The organism is Candidatus Kaiserbacteria bacterium (genome assembly GCA_016699245.1).
GTDB lineage: Bacteria > Patescibacteriota > Minisyncoccia > Phycocordibacterales > UBA918 > Damh-18.
The window spans coordinates 799664-815783 of the sequence record CP064968.1 but is presented as its reverse complement, the minus strand read 5'-3'; the positions used below and the strand labels follow the sequence as shown (position 1 = coordinate 815783).

General features: G+C 44.7%; 13 protein-coding genes. 1 reads left to right on the top strand and 12 read right to left on the bottom strand.

Annotation, left to right across the window (positions count from 1 at the left end; translation table 11 throughout):
* The 9 genes from IPH92_04115 to IPH92_04075 form a co-directional block, all read right to left on the bottom strand.
* Complete coding sequence (locus tag IPH92_04115; protein ID QQR64718.1) at nucleotides 1-618, bottom strand: hypothetical protein; 618 nt, start codon at nucleotides 616-618, stop codon at nucleotides 1-3.
* Between the two features lie 3 nt (nucleotides 619-621).
* On the bottom strand, nucleotides 622-1026 hold the full coding sequence (locus IPH92_04110; GenBank protein QQR64717.1) for a PrgI family protein: 405 nt from the start codon (nucleotides 1024-1026) through the stop codon (nucleotides 622-624).
* Between the two features lie 77 nt (nucleotides 1027-1103).
* Nucleotides 1104-1619 carry a hypothetical protein gene (locus IPH92_04105; GenBank protein QQR64716.1) on the bottom strand — a complete coding sequence of 172 codons (516 nt, stop codon included), beginning with the start codon at nucleotides 1617-1619 and terminating at the stop codon, nucleotides 1104-1106.
* A 2-nt stretch (nucleotides 1620-1621) separates the two neighbouring features.
* A complete protein-coding gene (locus IPH92_04100) occupies nucleotides 1622-3898 on the bottom strand; it encodes a type IV secretion system protein (GenBank protein ID QQR64715.1) in 2277 nt (758 codons plus the stop codon).
* Between the two features lie 26 nt (nucleotides 3899-3924).
* The gene (locus tag IPH92_04095) at nucleotides 3925-5412 is read right to left on the bottom strand and encodes a hypothetical protein (protein QQR64714.1); all 1488 of its coding nucleotides are present in this window, start codon (nucleotides 5410-5412) and stop codon (nucleotides 3925-3927) included.
* The gene (locus IPH92_04090) at nucleotides 5409-6305 is read right to left on the bottom strand and encodes a hypothetical protein (GenBank protein ID QQR64713.1); all 897 of its coding nucleotides are present in this window, start codon (nucleotides 6303-6305) and stop codon (nucleotides 5409-5411) included. Before IPH92_04090 ends, IPH92_04095 begins: the two co-directional genes overlap by 4 nt.
* 87 nt (nucleotides 6306-6392) lie before the next feature.
* Nucleotides 6393-7214 carry a ribosomal RNA small subunit methyltransferase A gene (gene rsmA, locus IPH92_04085; protein ID QQR64712.1) on the bottom strand — a complete coding sequence of 274 codons (822 nt, stop codon included), beginning with the start codon at nucleotides 7212-7214 and terminating at the stop codon, nucleotides 6393-6395.
* On the bottom strand, nucleotides 7211-8758 hold the full coding sequence (locus tag IPH92_04080) for a fused MFS/spermidine synthase (protein ID QQR64711.1): 1548 nt from the start codon (nucleotides 8756-8758) through the stop codon (nucleotides 7211-7213). Before IPH92_04080 ends, rsmA begins: the two co-directional genes overlap by 4 nt.
* Before the next feature lie 23 nt (nucleotides 8759-8781).
* On the bottom strand, nucleotides 8782-11817 hold the full coding sequence (locus tag IPH92_04075) for a UvrD-helicase domain-containing protein (protein ID QQR64710.1): 3036 nt from the start codon (nucleotides 11815-11817) through the stop codon (nucleotides 8782-8784).
* A gap of 379 nt (nucleotides 11818-12196) precedes the next feature.
* Between IPH92_04075 and IPH92_04070 the strand changes: the two genes are divergently transcribed.
* Nucleotides 12197-13231: a M23 family metallopeptidase gene (locus tag IPH92_04070; GenBank protein QQR64709.1), complete on the top strand. Its 1035-nt coding sequence runs from the start codon at nucleotides 12197-12199 to the stop codon at nucleotides 13229-13231.
* 383 nt (nucleotides 13232-13614) lie between these two features.
* Here IPH92_04070 and IPH92_04065 read toward each other — a convergent pair whose 3' ends face one another.
* The 3 genes from IPH92_04065 to IPH92_04055 are packed head-to-tail and all read right to left on the bottom strand — an operon-like array spanning nucleotide 13615 to nucleotide 16115.
* On the bottom strand, nucleotides 13615-14190 hold the full coding sequence (locus tag IPH92_04065) for a hypothetical protein (protein ID QQR64708.1): 576 nt from the start codon (nucleotides 14188-14190) through the stop codon (nucleotides 13615-13617).
* 14 nt (nucleotides 14191-14204) lie between these two features.
* On the bottom strand, nucleotides 14205-15731 hold the full coding sequence (locus tag IPH92_04060) for a YifB family Mg chelatase-like AAA ATPase (protein ID QQR64707.1): 1527 nt from the start codon (nucleotides 15729-15731) through the stop codon (nucleotides 14205-14207).
* A 9-nt stretch (nucleotides 15732-15740) separates the two neighbouring features.
* The gene (locus IPH92_04055) at nucleotides 15741-16115 is read right to left on the bottom strand and encodes a TraR/DksA C4-type zinc finger protein (protein ID QQR64706.1); all 375 of its coding nucleotides are present in this window, start codon (nucleotides 16113-16115) and stop codon (nucleotides 15741-15743) included.
* Nucleotides 16116-16120 lie beyond the last annotated feature (5 nt).

The following is a 16120-nucleotide window of genomic DNA, read 5'->3' as shown; positions in this document are numbered from 1 at the left end:
TTACGGTTTTGGTGCTTTTGATAAGTCATCTGGGTTGAAAATGTGATAATACAATTCAGTGAGTTCGTCGGTACCGAGAGGTGCTGTGCGAATGCCGATGCGTGCAAGTCCCTGTTCTACCACCGATACACGTTGCTCAAGCTGCGTGCGGTCCTCAAAAAATTTGTCAGCACGCGATTCCTTTGTTTCTTTTTGTTTGAGTAAATTTGATATTCCTTTCACTTCTACACCGAGTGGGGCATAGGGTACCACTACAAAGAAGTTTTTTGTCATGATTTCTACCTGTGAGGTAAATGTGCTGATGAATTCAATATACTCACGGAGTTGCGTGCGCATGAGATCATTATCCTGAAGCGGTTCTCGCTCTCTGAGTGTTTCAAGGTAGGGTCGAATATCGAGACGACGGGATTGCATGTATATTTGAAGGGAAAAGTCCATCGAATTTAGAAATGCTTGGAACTGAGAGAGAATTGCCTGCTGTTCTTCGAGAGACTTGAGTGCAAAGTTGACGGAGGACGCAAGAAGTACCATACAAAGCTGGCCGTCTTTGAGAACAACCACGTCATCATGAATATCCGCAATAGGAACAAATTTTTGTGTTGAGGATTGCGTCGCCATATATTATTCGGGTAGTGAATGCTCTAATTTGCGTGAGAGCGTGTGAATTGATTGCGTGCGTACTGAGTGTAATTCAGAATCAGAAGTCGTCTGCTCAGATTTTTCTTTTTTTACGACAATGGTTTGTGCAGTTTCACGACGCCACAGATACAACCGACTGCGGGTAAAAAACATTACGGCAGATTCAAGAAAAACCGAAAATGGTCGATTGTTGACACGATGAAACGCAAGTGCAAACGAGAGCGCACCCAGCGGAAGTGCAAAAAGTATGAAAATCAAAAAAGGTACACTGAGGAACAGTACCACTATGATACCTACACCCCCCGCAAGGTACACAAATTGCTTCCACGTAAGGGGGCCGATAATTTTATCTTCTACCTCAATGAATTGTGGAACTTCAAAGCGCATATATGTGTATTGTACCGCAGTCCGCGCGCGCGCCGAAGGCGCGCGCGCGGATAGCCTTCCTGCAAGAGTCGTGATACCTACGGTTTTGCTGTAGGTGGTACTCGTGGAGTATCTGATGGCTTCCCGAGTGATGCGATATCCCCTGCCATAGTGCGTGCCGGCGCGAGTGCACGCAAGACTTCGTCACGGGTGAGTGGGCGCACACTTCCTTTCCCATCGCTTTCTGATACCTGTGCGTCCTCGGGTCGCAACTCAAGCTTCTCCTTGAAATCCTTTGGTGCTTCGGGGACCTCAGGAGCATTTTCCTTTCCCGTAAGGAAATTTGTAATCACCGATAGGACACTTTTTGTCTCGTTGCTCGCAATGCCAATCTGAGATACCAATTTTTCTTCAACGACATCCTTCGAATATATACCAAGAATATAGTCACCAATCAGATTTACAAAGTCACCATGTTTTTCCTTTGAAAGCGAATTGTTCTGTGAGATGGATTTTAAAATACCACCCAAAACCATATTCCCATACTGATCCTTTATTAGTTGACTTGCTGCCCGATACGCGCCGATGCGCTTTTGTTGTAATTCATTTTCCATACCTATACATATTGTTTACCTGCGGGGGTGTCATCAAAGAAGTCTGCAAATTGTCGTGCCTTTGTAGGATTGGTAAGCCATGCTGTTTCAACGTTTGTTTTAATAGCAGCCCGGTCTGAAGCAAGAACACTTTCATTATCAAGCATCTTGGTGAGAACCTGTTGTGTAAGATACGGAGCTGCTCCGCTGTCCTTAAGGATCTCTCCGGGTAGTTTGGCTCGTTCTGTCTCACTGGTGATTCTCTTAAATAGATCTCCCGCGCCAGCTCCAGCACCACCTGTATTGAACTCAGCAATAAGTGCTGCTTTCCGTGCATCCTTGAGACGGGTTTTGGCTGTTGGTGTAAGTGACATGTCATCGACTTGCTTAGTTGAGAGTTGTCCTGCGTGACTGAGCACAGTATCAAAGCCCATTGCATCAAGATCCTTTCCATCTGCTTTTCCAATAACATCCTGAATAGTTGCCGCTACTGCGGGAGCACTCGGCGTTGCAGATGCTTTACGCTTTCTATCCTCTGCAGCAATCAGTCGATTTTGCACTGCGGTAGAACGTTGACCGCGAAGTTCTTCTTTCTTTCCATCATCAAGATCTTCTGGCTTGGCTTTCATGAGACCGTCAAACTGGCTTGCAGAAAGGTTGGCAACGATGGCATCTCGTTCAGGCCCGCTTTTATGCTTCCTAAGAAGTTCAAGCGTTTGTTCTGAGGACGCACCGGCAAGTGCACTCTCCATGCGCATATTAGCGGTATCGCTCGCTGTACGTGCAGCATCTTTTTGTGCTTGGGTGGATGAAGTGTCCTTCTCAATTCTCTCTCGCTCTGCATTGAGGTGTGTGCTTTCAGAGACTGCCGTAGAGATGGTTGATACTTGCTGTGCTCTGGCATGTTTTCGACCCCTTTCCTGACTCTCGCTAGCAGTTTCTTTACTTGATTTCGAACCTCCCCATTTCGCATTCGCAGCAGCATTCGCAGCAGCATCAACACCCGTCCATCGTGCAGCTCTAGCAGCAGCCTTACTCCCTGCTCCCCCATTGTAGCGTGCGTTCTCTTGCCATTTTGCGATTTTATTTCCACCCCAGCCCAGTGCCGTCCTTCCTACAAGGCTTTGTGCATTTCCTTTCAGTGTTTTCCCAAGCCCAATCGCTCTATCCGCACCTGCAACACCAAGCTGTTTAGCAATGAGTAACGACTGAATGAGGAAATATATCACTACCACGAAGCTCACGACGACACCGAAGGCATCCATTTTGGCATTAGGGTCAGTGAAGGTAGATGCAAATTGTTGTCCGCCACTCATTACTCCCACAAAACTTTTCAGCATCATCATTGATATGAGTGTGAGAAGGAGGTAGAGCGGTGCAAAAAACGATAATGAGAGAAGTTTCCCCCAGAGCAATTTGGCGTACCCCTCTGTCTTTGGAAACACCGTTGCAGCAAAAAGTATGGGCGAACCAATCATAAGGAATACCAGGAGCACGAATCGAGAAACAAGGAGTAGCGTAGAAGCAAGAAAAATAAATGAAGCCACGAGGAGAAGAATCATTCCCATGATGTAAAACGCAATCATTCCATCCCCGGTCGCTTGAGCAAACTGGGCTGTATTTATTCCTTTCGTTGAATAAAATGTGGTGATTCCCAGCTGGTCAAACATAATCATGGAGATGGAACTTCCGCCTGTTACCATTGCGTTGTAAATGGAGTACGCAGTAAAGTTTGAAAAATCAATGATGAACTTCGCCATATAGAGGCTGAAGTTGATGAGGAATGCACCAATGATAATTTGAGAAAGTGTACGCTTCACTGAAGAATTATCGGGGTCAATGATAGTACGAATACCGAGGAAAATAAATCCAAATATAAATGCAAGGTTACACAAATCACGGACAATACCCCATGCGGTATCAATAGCAATTCCTATTCCACCTTTATTTATTAAATCACCCATTCCAAAGACGAGTTCTTTGAGTGACTTATCAAGGAAGTTGCCGGTGACCCATGCAAAGAAAGCACCAATACTAAGGAGTAAATTACCAAGAACCATCACCACTTTCTGGACCCATTCCGAACCTGAAGCATCGTTTTTACCCTTATCTGCTGCGTATGCTATGGTGGGGCTGATAGCAATTTTAATTGAAGAAAATTCCGAGACTCCAATTGTTTCGGAGGCCGATTTCACCGAGTCCTTTTCAAATGAAATAGCAACAGGGGTACAAAGAATCACAAAGAAAATAAAGGCAAGCACGCCCTGCAAGAATTTATTTTTTTGTTGGATGGTATTCATATAATAAGAATTTTTATCAGTGAGTGTTATGGGTTTACTAGAAGACTTGCGCAGTAGGTATCGACATTACCCTTGAATGTCTGGATTTCTTTCTGGACATTAGGAATAGTATTCATTTTCACATCAACATTGCCTCCTGTTGTGGGAAGTGCTCCAGACGCAACATATGCTCGGTACTGTGTAATGAGATTTTGTTGTGCAGTAGCGGAGTCAGTAGCATTGTATTTTGCCAGAAGTGCTTGGGTTGAGCTTGCACCGAGCGCAGTGTAGTCAGACTCATATTGTTTTATAACATTGAGTTTTGTGGTAGCAGACGTAACCGCATTTGATGCAGCAGTCAGTTGGGATGCTAGGGATGCATCAAGAGTCCCGAGTGTAATTACCGTGTTGCCAGATTTCGTCGTATAACAAGAATTTTCAACATACGTCTTTGCTCCGTTAATAGAGCTGACAATTGTGTTTTGATATCCGATGTACTCAGTAAGAACAGAAAGGCTACTGCTAAAAAGAGTTACCGCCCCACCTGTGCTTCCTTGCGCTGCTGCCTCTGCTTGAACGCTCGGGAAATATGAAGAATTCTTCCCTGTACTACTTAAGCCAGAAAGACCACCAGTCGCAGCAGAAAGTACCGTCTTAGCCAGTTGTGCAAAAAGTGTACCAATAAGTTCATCAATTTCATCAGCAATAGTTAGGCGTTCTCCTGGAATACTGAGTGACTCGTTTAAGGTTGCCTCAATAGCCGTCCCTGGAGTAATGATGTTTCCATCATCATCCTTGAGCGACAAAAGTCCTTTACCAAAATCGAGCAATTTGACCTCCTCGCCTTTGGCATTTTGTAGTGTGGCGCTCAGACCAACCGATGCTTCCATATAGGCGCCATATTGGTTGTTCCCCGGAGTTTGGGTCATTTTGAACCACTCATTCCATCCGCCCGAGAGGAAATCACCTTCCATGAAATTACTGACGTTATTTACCACACCGCTCAGGGTACACTTTGCCTTATAGGAACGAGTCTTGCTGTATTGCAGGTCAAGCGCAAGTTGAATATTGAGCTTAAAGGGAGAGCACAAAAAACTGAGGTTTGAACCATAAATAAAATCACCAACAACCTTGTCTGCTAAGTCCATGAGAAAACCTTGCAAATCAGAGACGAATGCAGGGCTACCTTGGAAACCACTTGCAACCCACTGTGTGACGCTTCGTATCATCTCTTGAAGGATGAGGTTGATAAGAAACCACACAATACCATCGAGGACATATTCCTTAAGGGCAATACTTTCTACTGATGCAGCCATAGCTACGTCGGCCGCGGCTGAAATCGTGGATTGAACAAATGTGCCATATTCTGCAATGTATTCAGTTAGTTGTAGTTTAAATGCAGCAGCATCAAAGACAGGGATTGCTTCCGCCTTTTTAACTTCAAGTGTTTGAGAGACGGGAGCGCTCACAAAGGAAAGAACAAGCAAACCAGCTATGAGGGACGAGTATATTTTTCTCAAAAAGGTATTTTTCATAGAGCGTTATGGTCTACATCAAATAAATAAAAGAATGCTGCCGGCTCAGTATTGGCATAAGTAACCCCCTCAGCAGTAAATGCTTTTGCAAAATTTCCAAAACTTTTTGCGAGATTCTTAGCATCATTTTGATATTCTTTTACTCGTGCTAGGGCATAGAGAGGGTCACTAAACGCAACTTGCATTGCTTCTATGTCGGTAGCGAGCGCTTCGCATGCATTGAGAAAGGCGATATGCTCATCTACAAGTGTTTCGGGGACAGGCAGACTAAGTGCGTCAACTATCATGCCTGTGTACACCGCCTGGATAGGTACAAGTTCAGCAAGAACGGAAGGATTATTTGTCTCGAGGGCACGCTTTAAAATGACCGCCTCGTTTTCGTTTTTGATAGAGTGTTTCTTCAAAAGCAAGGAAAGCTCATTTCCATAGGTATACACAGATTCAAATGAAGAAGGAATGATGGTGAGTTCGAGTCGTGAGTGACGTTTACTCTGCGAGTTTTTTTCGATAGCAGTTACTGCATTTCCAATAAATGCTTCAGGATTACTAAAATCTTCCCCTTTTATTTTCCCATCGAGATAGTCCTGAAAAAAAGCTTCAGAAAACTTCCCAGTTAGTGTAGTGGGAGGAGTGTAGGGAGCTTGAGTCCCTGATACAGTTGAGGAGGACTTACTTTTTGCAATTTCTATAAAGCGGTTGCCAAGACTCTCTTCCCAGTCTTTAATGCCATCTCCATCAGAGTCTACTGATTCGATATAGTTGCGCTCAGGGGCAGTAGCAACAACAACCGAGCCGGACATTTCAGCATTTGTTTGATCGGGCACATTTAAAGCCGTGAGAATGATTACAATCCCCACAGCGAGTGCTCCTCCTATGCGTATGATGCCTTTCACAAGAAAGAATATTACTCATATAGTATAGCAAGGTGTTCCTCTGAATGTGCACATGTATAGGTAAAACCTGTGGTTAACTCTGTGGACTCACTTGGGGTGCATGTGGGTATCGAGCATTTCAACAAGAGTAAGCCACTGTATAAGAGGAAGGTCCTCAGCGCGAACCTTTTCATCGATACCAAGTGTGGAGAAGATGTGCACAAGTTGTTCACGACTGACAAGTGTAGAAAGATTGCCAAAAAGTTGCTTGCGCTTTGATTTGAAACCTTCATGAAGTACAACAAAAAAGAATTCTTGCGGAATGTGAGCAAAGTTATCTTTTGAAATGGTATTGATGGCAATAACCGCAGAGTCAATTTTTGGTGGAGGGATGAAGCTCCCCTTCCGTACTGTCTTGATGTACGTCGGTGTACCAAATACCTTTACGGAAAGAGAAAGAAGAGATTCTTTTTTATCGCGCACAATACGTTCTGCTACCTCTCGTTGCACCAAGAACACAATATCTGAAGGGTGGATTTTGTGTTCGAGAAACATTCGAAAGAGAAACCCAGTGATATAATAGGGGATATTGGCGATGAGTTTGTATTCGCGAGGACGTAGGCCGAGCGCAAAAAGGTCTAATTCCCGCACATCTCCATGGATAATAGTGAGCATTTGAGCCTTTATTTCTGCACTAAATGATTCTTTGAGTGATTCTACTGCTCGTATATCTGCCTCTATTGCAATCAACTTTGCACCATTTTTGAGCAATTCTCGGGTTAAAACCCCTGTTCCCGGCCCTATTTCGAGTACAATATCACCCCTTTTCACCCCGCCAGCCTCCATCATAAGAATGGGGACCTTGGTATTCGTCAAAAAATGTTGTCCAAGTGACTTTTTTGCCTCAATTTTCGGTATTTTTTCACTCATATATTTCTCTCTGTCATGATCTGACGAATTTGACGGACGTTATTGGGAAAATAATCCTTCAAAAGAGGTGACATGAGTCGCTCGATAGGACTAAAGTCATCAGTAAGAATAACAGAAGAATTACCTATCGATTCACGGGAAGCGACTGTCCGAGCTAGTTGTGTATGTCCATCTTGCCCAAGCCTCTTCATAAGCTCTTTTTCAGAGAGGATATTATCTCCATTTATACCTACTAAAACAATATTTTGAACTGCAGTAGACCCCTTTCCAAACAAAAACACATAATAGTTAGGGAACGTCTGTTTAAAGGTATTTGTGATACTTTTAGCAAGTTCCGCACCATCTCCATCTAGAGAACTTATAAAATTAATAGCATATATGCCATCCTTGTTGAGTCTCTCACGTACTTGAGCGTTCCACTCAGTGGTAAGTAGATACCATGGGACAGAAATATATGAGTTAAAGGTATCTCCATAAATAACATCATATGTACCCTGATTTTTTTGCATGTAGAGTCTCGCATCGGTTATTACGGTGGTAATAGGATACTGTTGTAAATTAAAAAACTCATTAGCAATAGGTATCATTTCAGGATCGGTTTCAATTACGGTGACATGTGCATCTTGATAATATTCACTAAAATGTCTTGGCAAAAGATAGGCGCCTCCCCCGAGCACAAGAATATCTTTAATTTCATCCTTTATATATGAAAAGACAGGTTGCATATCGAAGTAGGTCAATAGATTTGAGTGAGTTGGTTCAACGCCATGTATATCTAAATCTAAGAAAAGAATTCTAGATTCTCCGAGGGTTGGAAGCACGGTATCTATTACTTTAGTGCTGTAATAGTTAGTTTCTTTTTCGAAAAGTACATTTTTTTGTGATGGGGTAGTAGTAACAGAGTAAAGTACAACTGTGCTTAATAATGTGGCAATAAAAATAAGAAGCAATGAGGTATCAGAAAAAACATACGTAATGCCCAGTAAAAATAACATGCTAGAAATAAGCCATATTGTTTCTGTACTTCCAATCACCGATATTAAAAAGAACCCTGTGAGAAAAACACCCAGCATACTCCCAATCGACCATGCAGCAGACAGAGTCCCGTATTTTGTTCCGATGCTTGAGAATGTATCGGCATATTTTTTGAGGAGTAATGGCTGTATGGTGCCTATAGCACACGCGGGGATAAAGAATAGATAGAAAGACAGAAGAAGATTAAGAACAAGTATGGAATTCGAGGCATCTGTTATAAAACTTGTGTACTCAGCAAACTTAGGAATAAGTGCAACAGATAGTGCCGAAGCAAGTAGCGCAATAGGAAGTGGCCGATTGCTTTTGACTGAATCAGCAACCTTCCCACCAACCCATCCACCGATTGCAAGACCGAGCAAAGTCAATCCGATAACTGATGTCCACGTAAAGACCGTCGCACCTAATATAGGTGCGACGATGCGGGAAGAAATCAATTCAACCACCATGATTGAAAAACCAGCCAAAAATGAATTCACTACATAAAATACTTTCTTGTTGGGAAGAGTCATAAGATTTACGTGAAGTATACCAACTAATCCAGATAAATAGTACGTTCGAAGCCAGATTCTGCGGGGTTTTTGCTTTCAAGGAGTTCACTTCTGATGTCGCGAAGGAAAGAAGATGGCGCATTTACCCGTTGTGTTCCAAATATAGTACGAATATGGGCGTAGGAAAGAAATACTTTCTTTTTTGCGCGGGTGAGGGCTACGTAAAAGAGACGTCGCTCTTCTTCCTCGTCAATTCCCTCGTCACTGAGGCGCTCATGGGGAAAGAGTCCTTCCTCGAGGCCGGTAATAAAGATATAGGGGAATTCAAGTCCCTTTGAAGAGTGGATAGTCATGAGGCGCACGGCATCAAATTCCTCTTTTTCTTTCATCTCATCCTGATCACTTCCGAGAGCGGAGTCTTCAAGGAGATGCTCGATAGCCTCTTCGGGCCCGTACTCCTGATACTTGGTGCCGAGGGTTACCAACTCACGGACGTTTTCGAGACGCTCAAGCCCTTCTTCCCCGCCTGTTTTGTATTCGGCTTCCATGCCGGTATGCTTCATGATGAATGCAAGCGTCTCGTGGACGGGGTGCTCCTTTGCATAGGTAGCAATGTCGTCTATCATGCGATAAAACGCATCAACTTTTTCACTCGTTTTCCCCGGGAGTTCAGCACGCTTCCCCTCTACTATTTTTAGGAGTGTTACTTTTCCAATACCTCGCGGAGGTGTGTTGATGATGCGTACCAAGTCGGCGTTGCTGTCGGGGTTACACGCGAAACGAAGAAAGGAAAGTACATCCTTTACCTCCCTGCGCTCAAAAAATTTGGTACCGAGCATTTGATACGGTACATCGTAGTTGATAAACGCCTCCTCGAGTGCACGCGATTGGAAGTTGGTACGGAAGAGGATGGCAATTTCAGAAGGAAATACGCCGTTTTTTATCAAATCTTTTGCAGTGAGTGCTACGTACTCCGCTTCTTCTTGCCCACCCATAGCTGCGTAGAGTGAGATAAGTTCACCTTCATGATTTTTGGTAAATACTTTTTTGAGAGGACGGTTTACATTTTTTTCAATAACATCATTTGATGCGGTGATGATGGTCTGTGTGGAGCGATAGTTTTCCTCGAGCATGATAATTTTTGCATTGGGAAAATGACGTTCAAATTGCAAAATATTTTTGATATCTGCACCACGCCATGAGTAAATTGAATTGTGTGTCACAATACCATTTGCAATATAGTTGTGTGTGTGTTCAATATCGATATCGAACACGCGAGAAGAGGATTTTAAAAGAGACACTTCTTTCACAATTTCGTACTTTCCATTACTTCCAAAAAGAGCCATTCCGGCTTTAACGGAACTTGCGGGAGTAAAAAGAAGTGAGTTTTTTTGTATTAGATTCTCATCTTGTATTCCGAAACGCGCATGCATGGTGACATATGCCTGAGGAATGATTGATTGGAGTTGTGTGACCAGTGCCTCAATGTGTGCAAATGAAGCATGTGCAGTTTCGAAGCGCCAACCCGTGGAGTTCTTCTTTGCGGGACGAACAGAAAAACCATGAGACATAAGGAGTTTTTTTGTCTCACTATCTGAGCCGACCATACTGATTCGGTGCATTGGCGTCTTTCCTCGTCTGTCGCCACAGAGGGTAACGTTGATATTCTTTCGAACACTTTTCGATGACTGTGGGCGATGGTGCGGAAAAGAGAGGGAGAGATGGTAGTCAGAAAGAAGCTTGCGTGCAGATTTCTCTGTATCAACTGAAGAAAAAATTTGTTTTAGCGCGTCTCCGTCATGTACATAACCGTGAGTACTCAGTCCACGACGTGGAATAAAGGGAACTGTGGGTATTTGATAGGTAAGAGAAAGAATGTACTCATGAACACGAGCCTCCTGAATGGAGTGATGCGTACTCACCACCCACGTCGCGTCTGCATGCTCATGATTGCTCCGCTGTATGAGCCCAACAACTGACTTTTTTTGGCCTTTTGTGTATATCTGTGTTGTACCGAGTCGCCATCCAACGCCTCCTTTCCACATGAGGTAGGTGATGTACGTCTGTGGGGTAATTCCAAGAACATAACTAGCAAAATGAATATGGTCTTTTGTACTTATGAGTACTTTTCCACTTACTGTTTCAATTCGCACTAACTCGTCTTTGGGCACAAGTGCTCGTGCCCTCACGACGAGTGCTGGACGAAAATCACCACTTCCATAACATGAAAGTACAGAGTCACCTTTTTTTATTTTTTCTACTGGGCATTTCGTTTTGTCAGCCATGGTGACCTCTGTTCCTTCCATAAGACACTGGTCGACATCACCCACCACACAAAGATTAGCCCTATCTCCTACTATAAGCCGTGCGATTTCGAACTGCACCCGGTTGGTGTCCTGGTATTCATCGATGTGTACATAGGTAAAACGCTTGCGGTACTCATCAAGAATTGGCGGATGGCTTTTGAGCATAGAGAGTGTCTTTGCGAGGAGATCATCAAAATCAAGCGCATGATCCTCCTTCAAAATTGCCTCATAGTGAATCCACACATCTGCAGCAACTCGCTCGGGGTACGTACGCGCACTCCCACTAAAGTCAGTTTGGGTTACCGCATCGCCCTTTGCGCGCGATATTATTGAGAGTATTTTCCGTGGCTCAAACTGCTTTGGGTCCTGACCTGCCCGCTCCATAGCCTTCTTTATAGCGCTCGTTGAGTCGCTTCTGTCATAAATCACAAACTGCTTCCGAAGACCAAACACCTCATGGTGCTCCCGAAGCATCCGTACCCCAAGCGCGTGGAAAGTGGTCACTAAAGGTACTCCGCTCTCAGTCGCACGCGCTCCTCCTTGATGTGTATGAATAAGATTCATTACGCGCTCGCGCATTTCTTTTGCGGCTTTATTGGTAAATGTCACTGCCAAAATCCGCTCTGGAGGTACTCCTTGTAAAATGAGATTGATAATCCGATGAGTAATTACGCGGGTTTTTCCTGAGCCCGCACCCGCGAGTACCAAGAGCGGTCCCTCTGTTGTTACTACCGCATTTCGTTGTGCGTCGTTGAGTCCGTGAAGATGATCCATATATAAAAAAGTAAATGTGGCATCAACTATAACATGCTGTGTCCCCGTACCCATTTTGGGGATACTGAAAACATCTAGAATATTAGAACACAAAGAAAAGATACCGCAATACCTTAAATACCCCTATATAGAGCGTCAGAAAAGCACTTTGAGTCAAACTGTGGAAAAGACCTTTTTGCAAGGTTGACCCTCCTCCCTACTCCGCTATCATGTAACCGTACCTCTTGTGGGTACTACATGGAGCGCCTTTCCAAGTTCGCTCTTTTTGTTTCAGATAATTACCGTAGTGGTTGCGTAGGTGGAGAGTCCATAAAAATCGCTTATAACATATTTCTTTCACGATTCTCGTTCTGGGTACAAAGTACTCCGTAAAGAACAGATGACATATACACACACCTATCAACTCGTGCTTGAGCTCGGTCTTTTAGTGCTTGCGGTCGTGATCCCATTTTCGGTACACGCAGGAGTGTTCTCTGCTTTTTTTGATACTGTCTCAGCAGAAACAAAAGAACCGGTGGTATATAGTCAAAATCAAAATGCACAAGTGATGCCTTTACTTCGCGCAGCACTCAATATTGACCCAAATCCTGAAAAGGATACTGAAGATATTCTGGTAGAGGATGGTGCTTTGGTGCCAAGTGGAGATATTGACGGCAAGGATAATACGGTGAACCTCCAAACTATGAATGGAGAGATTAATCTGTATGTGGTACGCGAAGGCGACACCCTTTCACAAATTGCTGAGATGTTTGATGTAAGTGCAAAGACTATTCTGTGGGCAAACGATATTTCTAGTCCAAGCAAAATTCGTCCAGGAGATTCCCTTATTATTTTGCCGATTACGGGCGTTCGTCATATTGTGAAAAAGGGAGATACACTTGCCTCGATTGCGAAAAAATATGCAGGTGACATTGACGACATCCTTGCATATAACCAACTTGCTTCAGCTGAGGATGTGAATGTAGGCGACACAGTAGTGGTGCCTGGTGGAGTCATGGCACAACCAACTCCGACGAAGAAAGCGAACCCAAGTCGCACAAAGGGCACAACTGTTGCAACAGGAAGTGGAAGTGCAGGATATGCACATCCACTCCCTGGTGCAGTACGTACACAGGGGCTCCATGGATACAACGGGATTGATTTTGGTGCATCTGCAGGAGCACCTATTTACGCAGCTGCTGCGGGTGAAGTGATTGTTTCAAAGAGTTCAGGATACAACGGTGGGTACGGACTCTATGTGGTTATTAAGCATGCAAATGGTACTCAGACACTCTATGCACACAATTCGCGAAACGCTGTCGGGGTTGGAGATACAGTTGCTGCGGGTGATGTGGTCGGGTATGTAGGTTCGACGGGACGGTCGACGGGGAATCATCTTCACTTTGAGGTGCGCGGCGCCAGAAATCCATTCTAGCCGGACGCCCATTTTTACTCATTTACTTTGTTGTGTTCATAAAAAACTCGCTCACCGTACACCTGTACGGCTCGCGAGTTTTTTAATCCACGCCTCGTAACTGATGTAAAAATGAGTGTCCTTACTTCCCACCTCTTACTCTCAAAAACAAAGGTTGTGCTGTAGGTATATAGTTACCAACTACACAAAAAAGCCACTGCACTGTACGTCTATGTACACCTTGTGGCTTTTTTGTTTGTCTCCTCGCGCTGCATCCTAAAATGAATTTCTGGAACCAGAAATTCATTCTAATCGGACGCACATTTTTACTCATTTACTTTGTTGCGTTCATAAAAAACATAAAATGACGGACATCGGATGTCCGTCATTTTATGAGATTGGTATCAAAGACTGTGCTTGTATGTGCGGAGCATTTCAAGAGTGTATGCCCCACTGTTGAGGACGGCGTCATACACATCGACAGATTGAAATTCCTTTCCGACGCCATATAGATCATTCTCTCGAAGTTCATTTTTCAGAGTTAAAATCACTATACGTTGTTCATCGCTAATTTTCAGGAGGGCGTCTTTGTACATGAGTGTGTTACCAGTGTTCCATTCCGGCTTTTGAAACCAGATGTCTATATTCCATAGATTATTACCATATTGAATTTTTGGAGAAAGCCAGTACCCTTTTGGCCTCGTACCAATTACTGGTCTTTCTGTGCGGTCGAGCGTTTTAAATTCGGAAACAGAATCGAGTGAAGTAACTTTGTCACATAATTTTTTGTACGTAACGTCTGACACGTCGTCGCTCACTATGTCTATATCAATATCAGGGTAGGTGAGAAGGCGATACACGTAACTCCCTCCGATAATAACATTACCAAATTCACTAAAAGTGGGAATTATAATTTGCTGAAGAAGCTGAGTTGCTTCAGTGAAAAGTTCGTCTTGCTTTTGTAGTAGCGGGTGTATCATATCGTTTTATATTTTTACATCTTCGTCCTAAAACTGAGGGCTTCAAGGATGTGCGCTTCGGTGATGTCGTCGTTATCTTCAAGGTCAGCGATAGTGCGTGAGACTTTAATGAGGCGGTGATAACTGCGGGGAGAGAGACCGAGTTTTTCGGCGGAGCGCTTGAGGAGGGTTCGGCATTCTATGGAAAGTTCAATGCAGGTATCGAGGTCGCGGGTGCTCATTTCTCCGTTGGTCTGAATACCGAGTCCTTTGAACCGTGCATACTGGCGCTCACGCGCACGGGTGATTTTTTCTCGAGCACGGTCAGTCTCATCCTGGACTCCTTTCGGTCGTGCGGTTCTTTTTTCGGTGAGTGTCTCGTAGTCGACATGCGGCACCTGAAGCCATAAATCGATGCGGTCGAGAATCGGGCCAGAGATTTTTTGTTTGTATGTCTCTACCATCTGATGCGCATAGTCACCGTGCTCGTCTCCGCCACGCGTCGGGTTCATTGCGGCAACTAAAATAAAATCTGCAGGAAAGAGTGCACTTGAGTGAATGCGTGAAATAGACACAACGCGGTCTTCAAGTGGCTGCCTAAGCGCATCAATAGCACGCCTCTCAAACTCTGGAAACTCATCGAGGAAAAGTACGCCCTTGTGTGCGAGTGTTACTTCGCCAGGTCGCGGGTAGGTACCTCCACCTACGAGTGCAGTATATGATGCGGTGTGATGAGGCGCACGAAATGGTGGGCGAAGGGAGATGCCCTCACCGGTGCCTGCGACGGAGTGTATCGAAGTCACCTCAAGGGCCTCGTCAAGTGTGAGTGCAGGAAGTATTCCCTGGAAGGCACGCGCGAGCATAGTCTTGCCGGTCCCCGGCGGTCCCACCATGATGACATTGTGTCTCCCCGCCGCAGCAATCATGAGACCGCGCTTTGCAGACTCTTGTCCGCGAATATCATCGAGTGACACTGAGCTTTCACTCCAGAGTGTTTCCACTTGCGTGAGTGGTGCTTCCGTAATGCGCGTATGGTCGTCGCGTGTCGTGTCGATATGCATAAGCACTTCGTGGAGTGTGTGTGCCGGGATAATGCGAATGTCGGGAATGAGCGCGGCCTCCGACGCATTTTCAAAAGGCACAATCACTTCGGTAAAATGCATTTCTTTTGCTTTCCGCACAATGGGGAGTACGCCACGCGCAGGACGCAAGGTACCATCGAGTGAAAGTTCGCCAATGCAAATACACGTGGTCATATCGGCAGTCACTTCCTCCGAAGCGATGAGGTATGAGAGTGCCATCGGAAGATCGAAGAGTGGACCTTCCTTTTTTAAATCTGCAGGTGCGAGTGAAATAACCACTTTGTGATTCTCACTCTTCGGTGCCGCGAGTCCCGAATTTTTAATGGCACTGTTGACGCGGTCACGTGCTTCTTCGACCGCCTTCCCTGCAAGACCAACAATCGAAAACGCAAACAGACCTCGTGAGAGGTCTGTTTCAATAGTGACGATGTCAGCACTCGTGAGGGAAGGTTGCGCGGAAAAAACACGAGCGACTGCCATGGTAGAAAATTATGATGCGATTTGCGATTCGTCTTCGAGGTGTGTCATGCAGGTTCGTGCAGTAGGACTTACCATGAGACGCTTCTCTTCGATAGGTGCTTGGCAAATTTCACAGGTGCCAAATGTCCCTGCGTCGATACGTACGAGCGCATCCTTGATGCTGTTGTACTTACTTTCAAGAACAGTAACGAGTCCATTTCGTTCATCCCACGCTTCGACGGCATCTGCTGCGAGATTTTGATCTGGTTCTTCGGCATCGAATTCTTCGGGCACTGCAATCCAATCACTTGGATTTTCGGGATTATGAATACCTACGGTTTTGAGTTCGCTTGTAATATCGACGAGCATCGTTTCAAGGCGTGCTCGGTACTCTTGTGTTTGCATAGGTA

Bases quoted from the DNA above. Each gene is read 5' to 3' on its own strand.
- IPH92_04100 (QQR64715.1), bottom strand. From the start codon at position 3,898: ATGAATACCATCCAACAAAAAAATAAATTCTTGCAGGGCGTGCTTGCC.
- IPH92_04055 (QQR64706.1), bottom strand. From the start codon at position 16,115: ATGCAAACACAAGAGTACCGAGCACGCCTTGAAACGATGCTCGTCGAT.
- IPH92_04080 (QQR64711.1), bottom strand. From the start codon at position 8,758: ATGACTCTTCCCAACAAGAAAGTATTTTATGTAGTGAATTCATTTTTG.
- IPH92_04095 (QQR64714.1), bottom strand. From the start codon at position 5,412: ATGAAAAATACCTTTTTGAGAAAAATATACTCGTCCCTCATAGCTGGT.
- IPH92_04075 (QQR64710.1), bottom strand. From the start codon at position 11,817: ATGGATCATCTTCACGGACTCAACGACGCACAACGAAATGCGGTAGTA.
- IPH92_04060 (QQR64707.1), bottom strand. From the start codon at position 15,731: ATGGCAGTCGCTCGTGTTTTTTCCGCGCAACCTTCCCTCACGAGTGCT.
- IPH92_04115 (QQR64718.1), bottom strand. From the start codon at position 618: ATGGCGACGCAATCCTCAACACAAAAATTTGTTCCTATTGCGGATATT.
- IPH92_04065 (QQR64708.1), bottom strand. From the start codon at position 14,190: ATGATACACCCGCTACTACAAAAGCAAGACGAACTTTTCACTGAAGCA.
- rsmA (QQR64712.1), bottom strand. From the start codon at position 7,214: ATGAGTGAAAAAATACCGAAAATTGAGGCAAAAAAGTCACTTGGACAA.
- IPH92_04105 (QQR64716.1), bottom strand. From the start codon at position 1,619: ATGGAAAATGAATTACAACAAAAGCGCATCGGCGCGTATCGGGCAGCA.
- IPH92_04070 (QQR64709.1), top strand. From the start codon at position 12,197: ATGACATATACACACACCTATCAACTCGTGCTTGAGCTCGGTCTTTTA.
- IPH92_04110 (QQR64717.1), bottom strand. From the start codon at position 1,026: ATGCGCTTTGAAGTTCCACAATTCATTGAGGTAGAAGATAAAATTATC.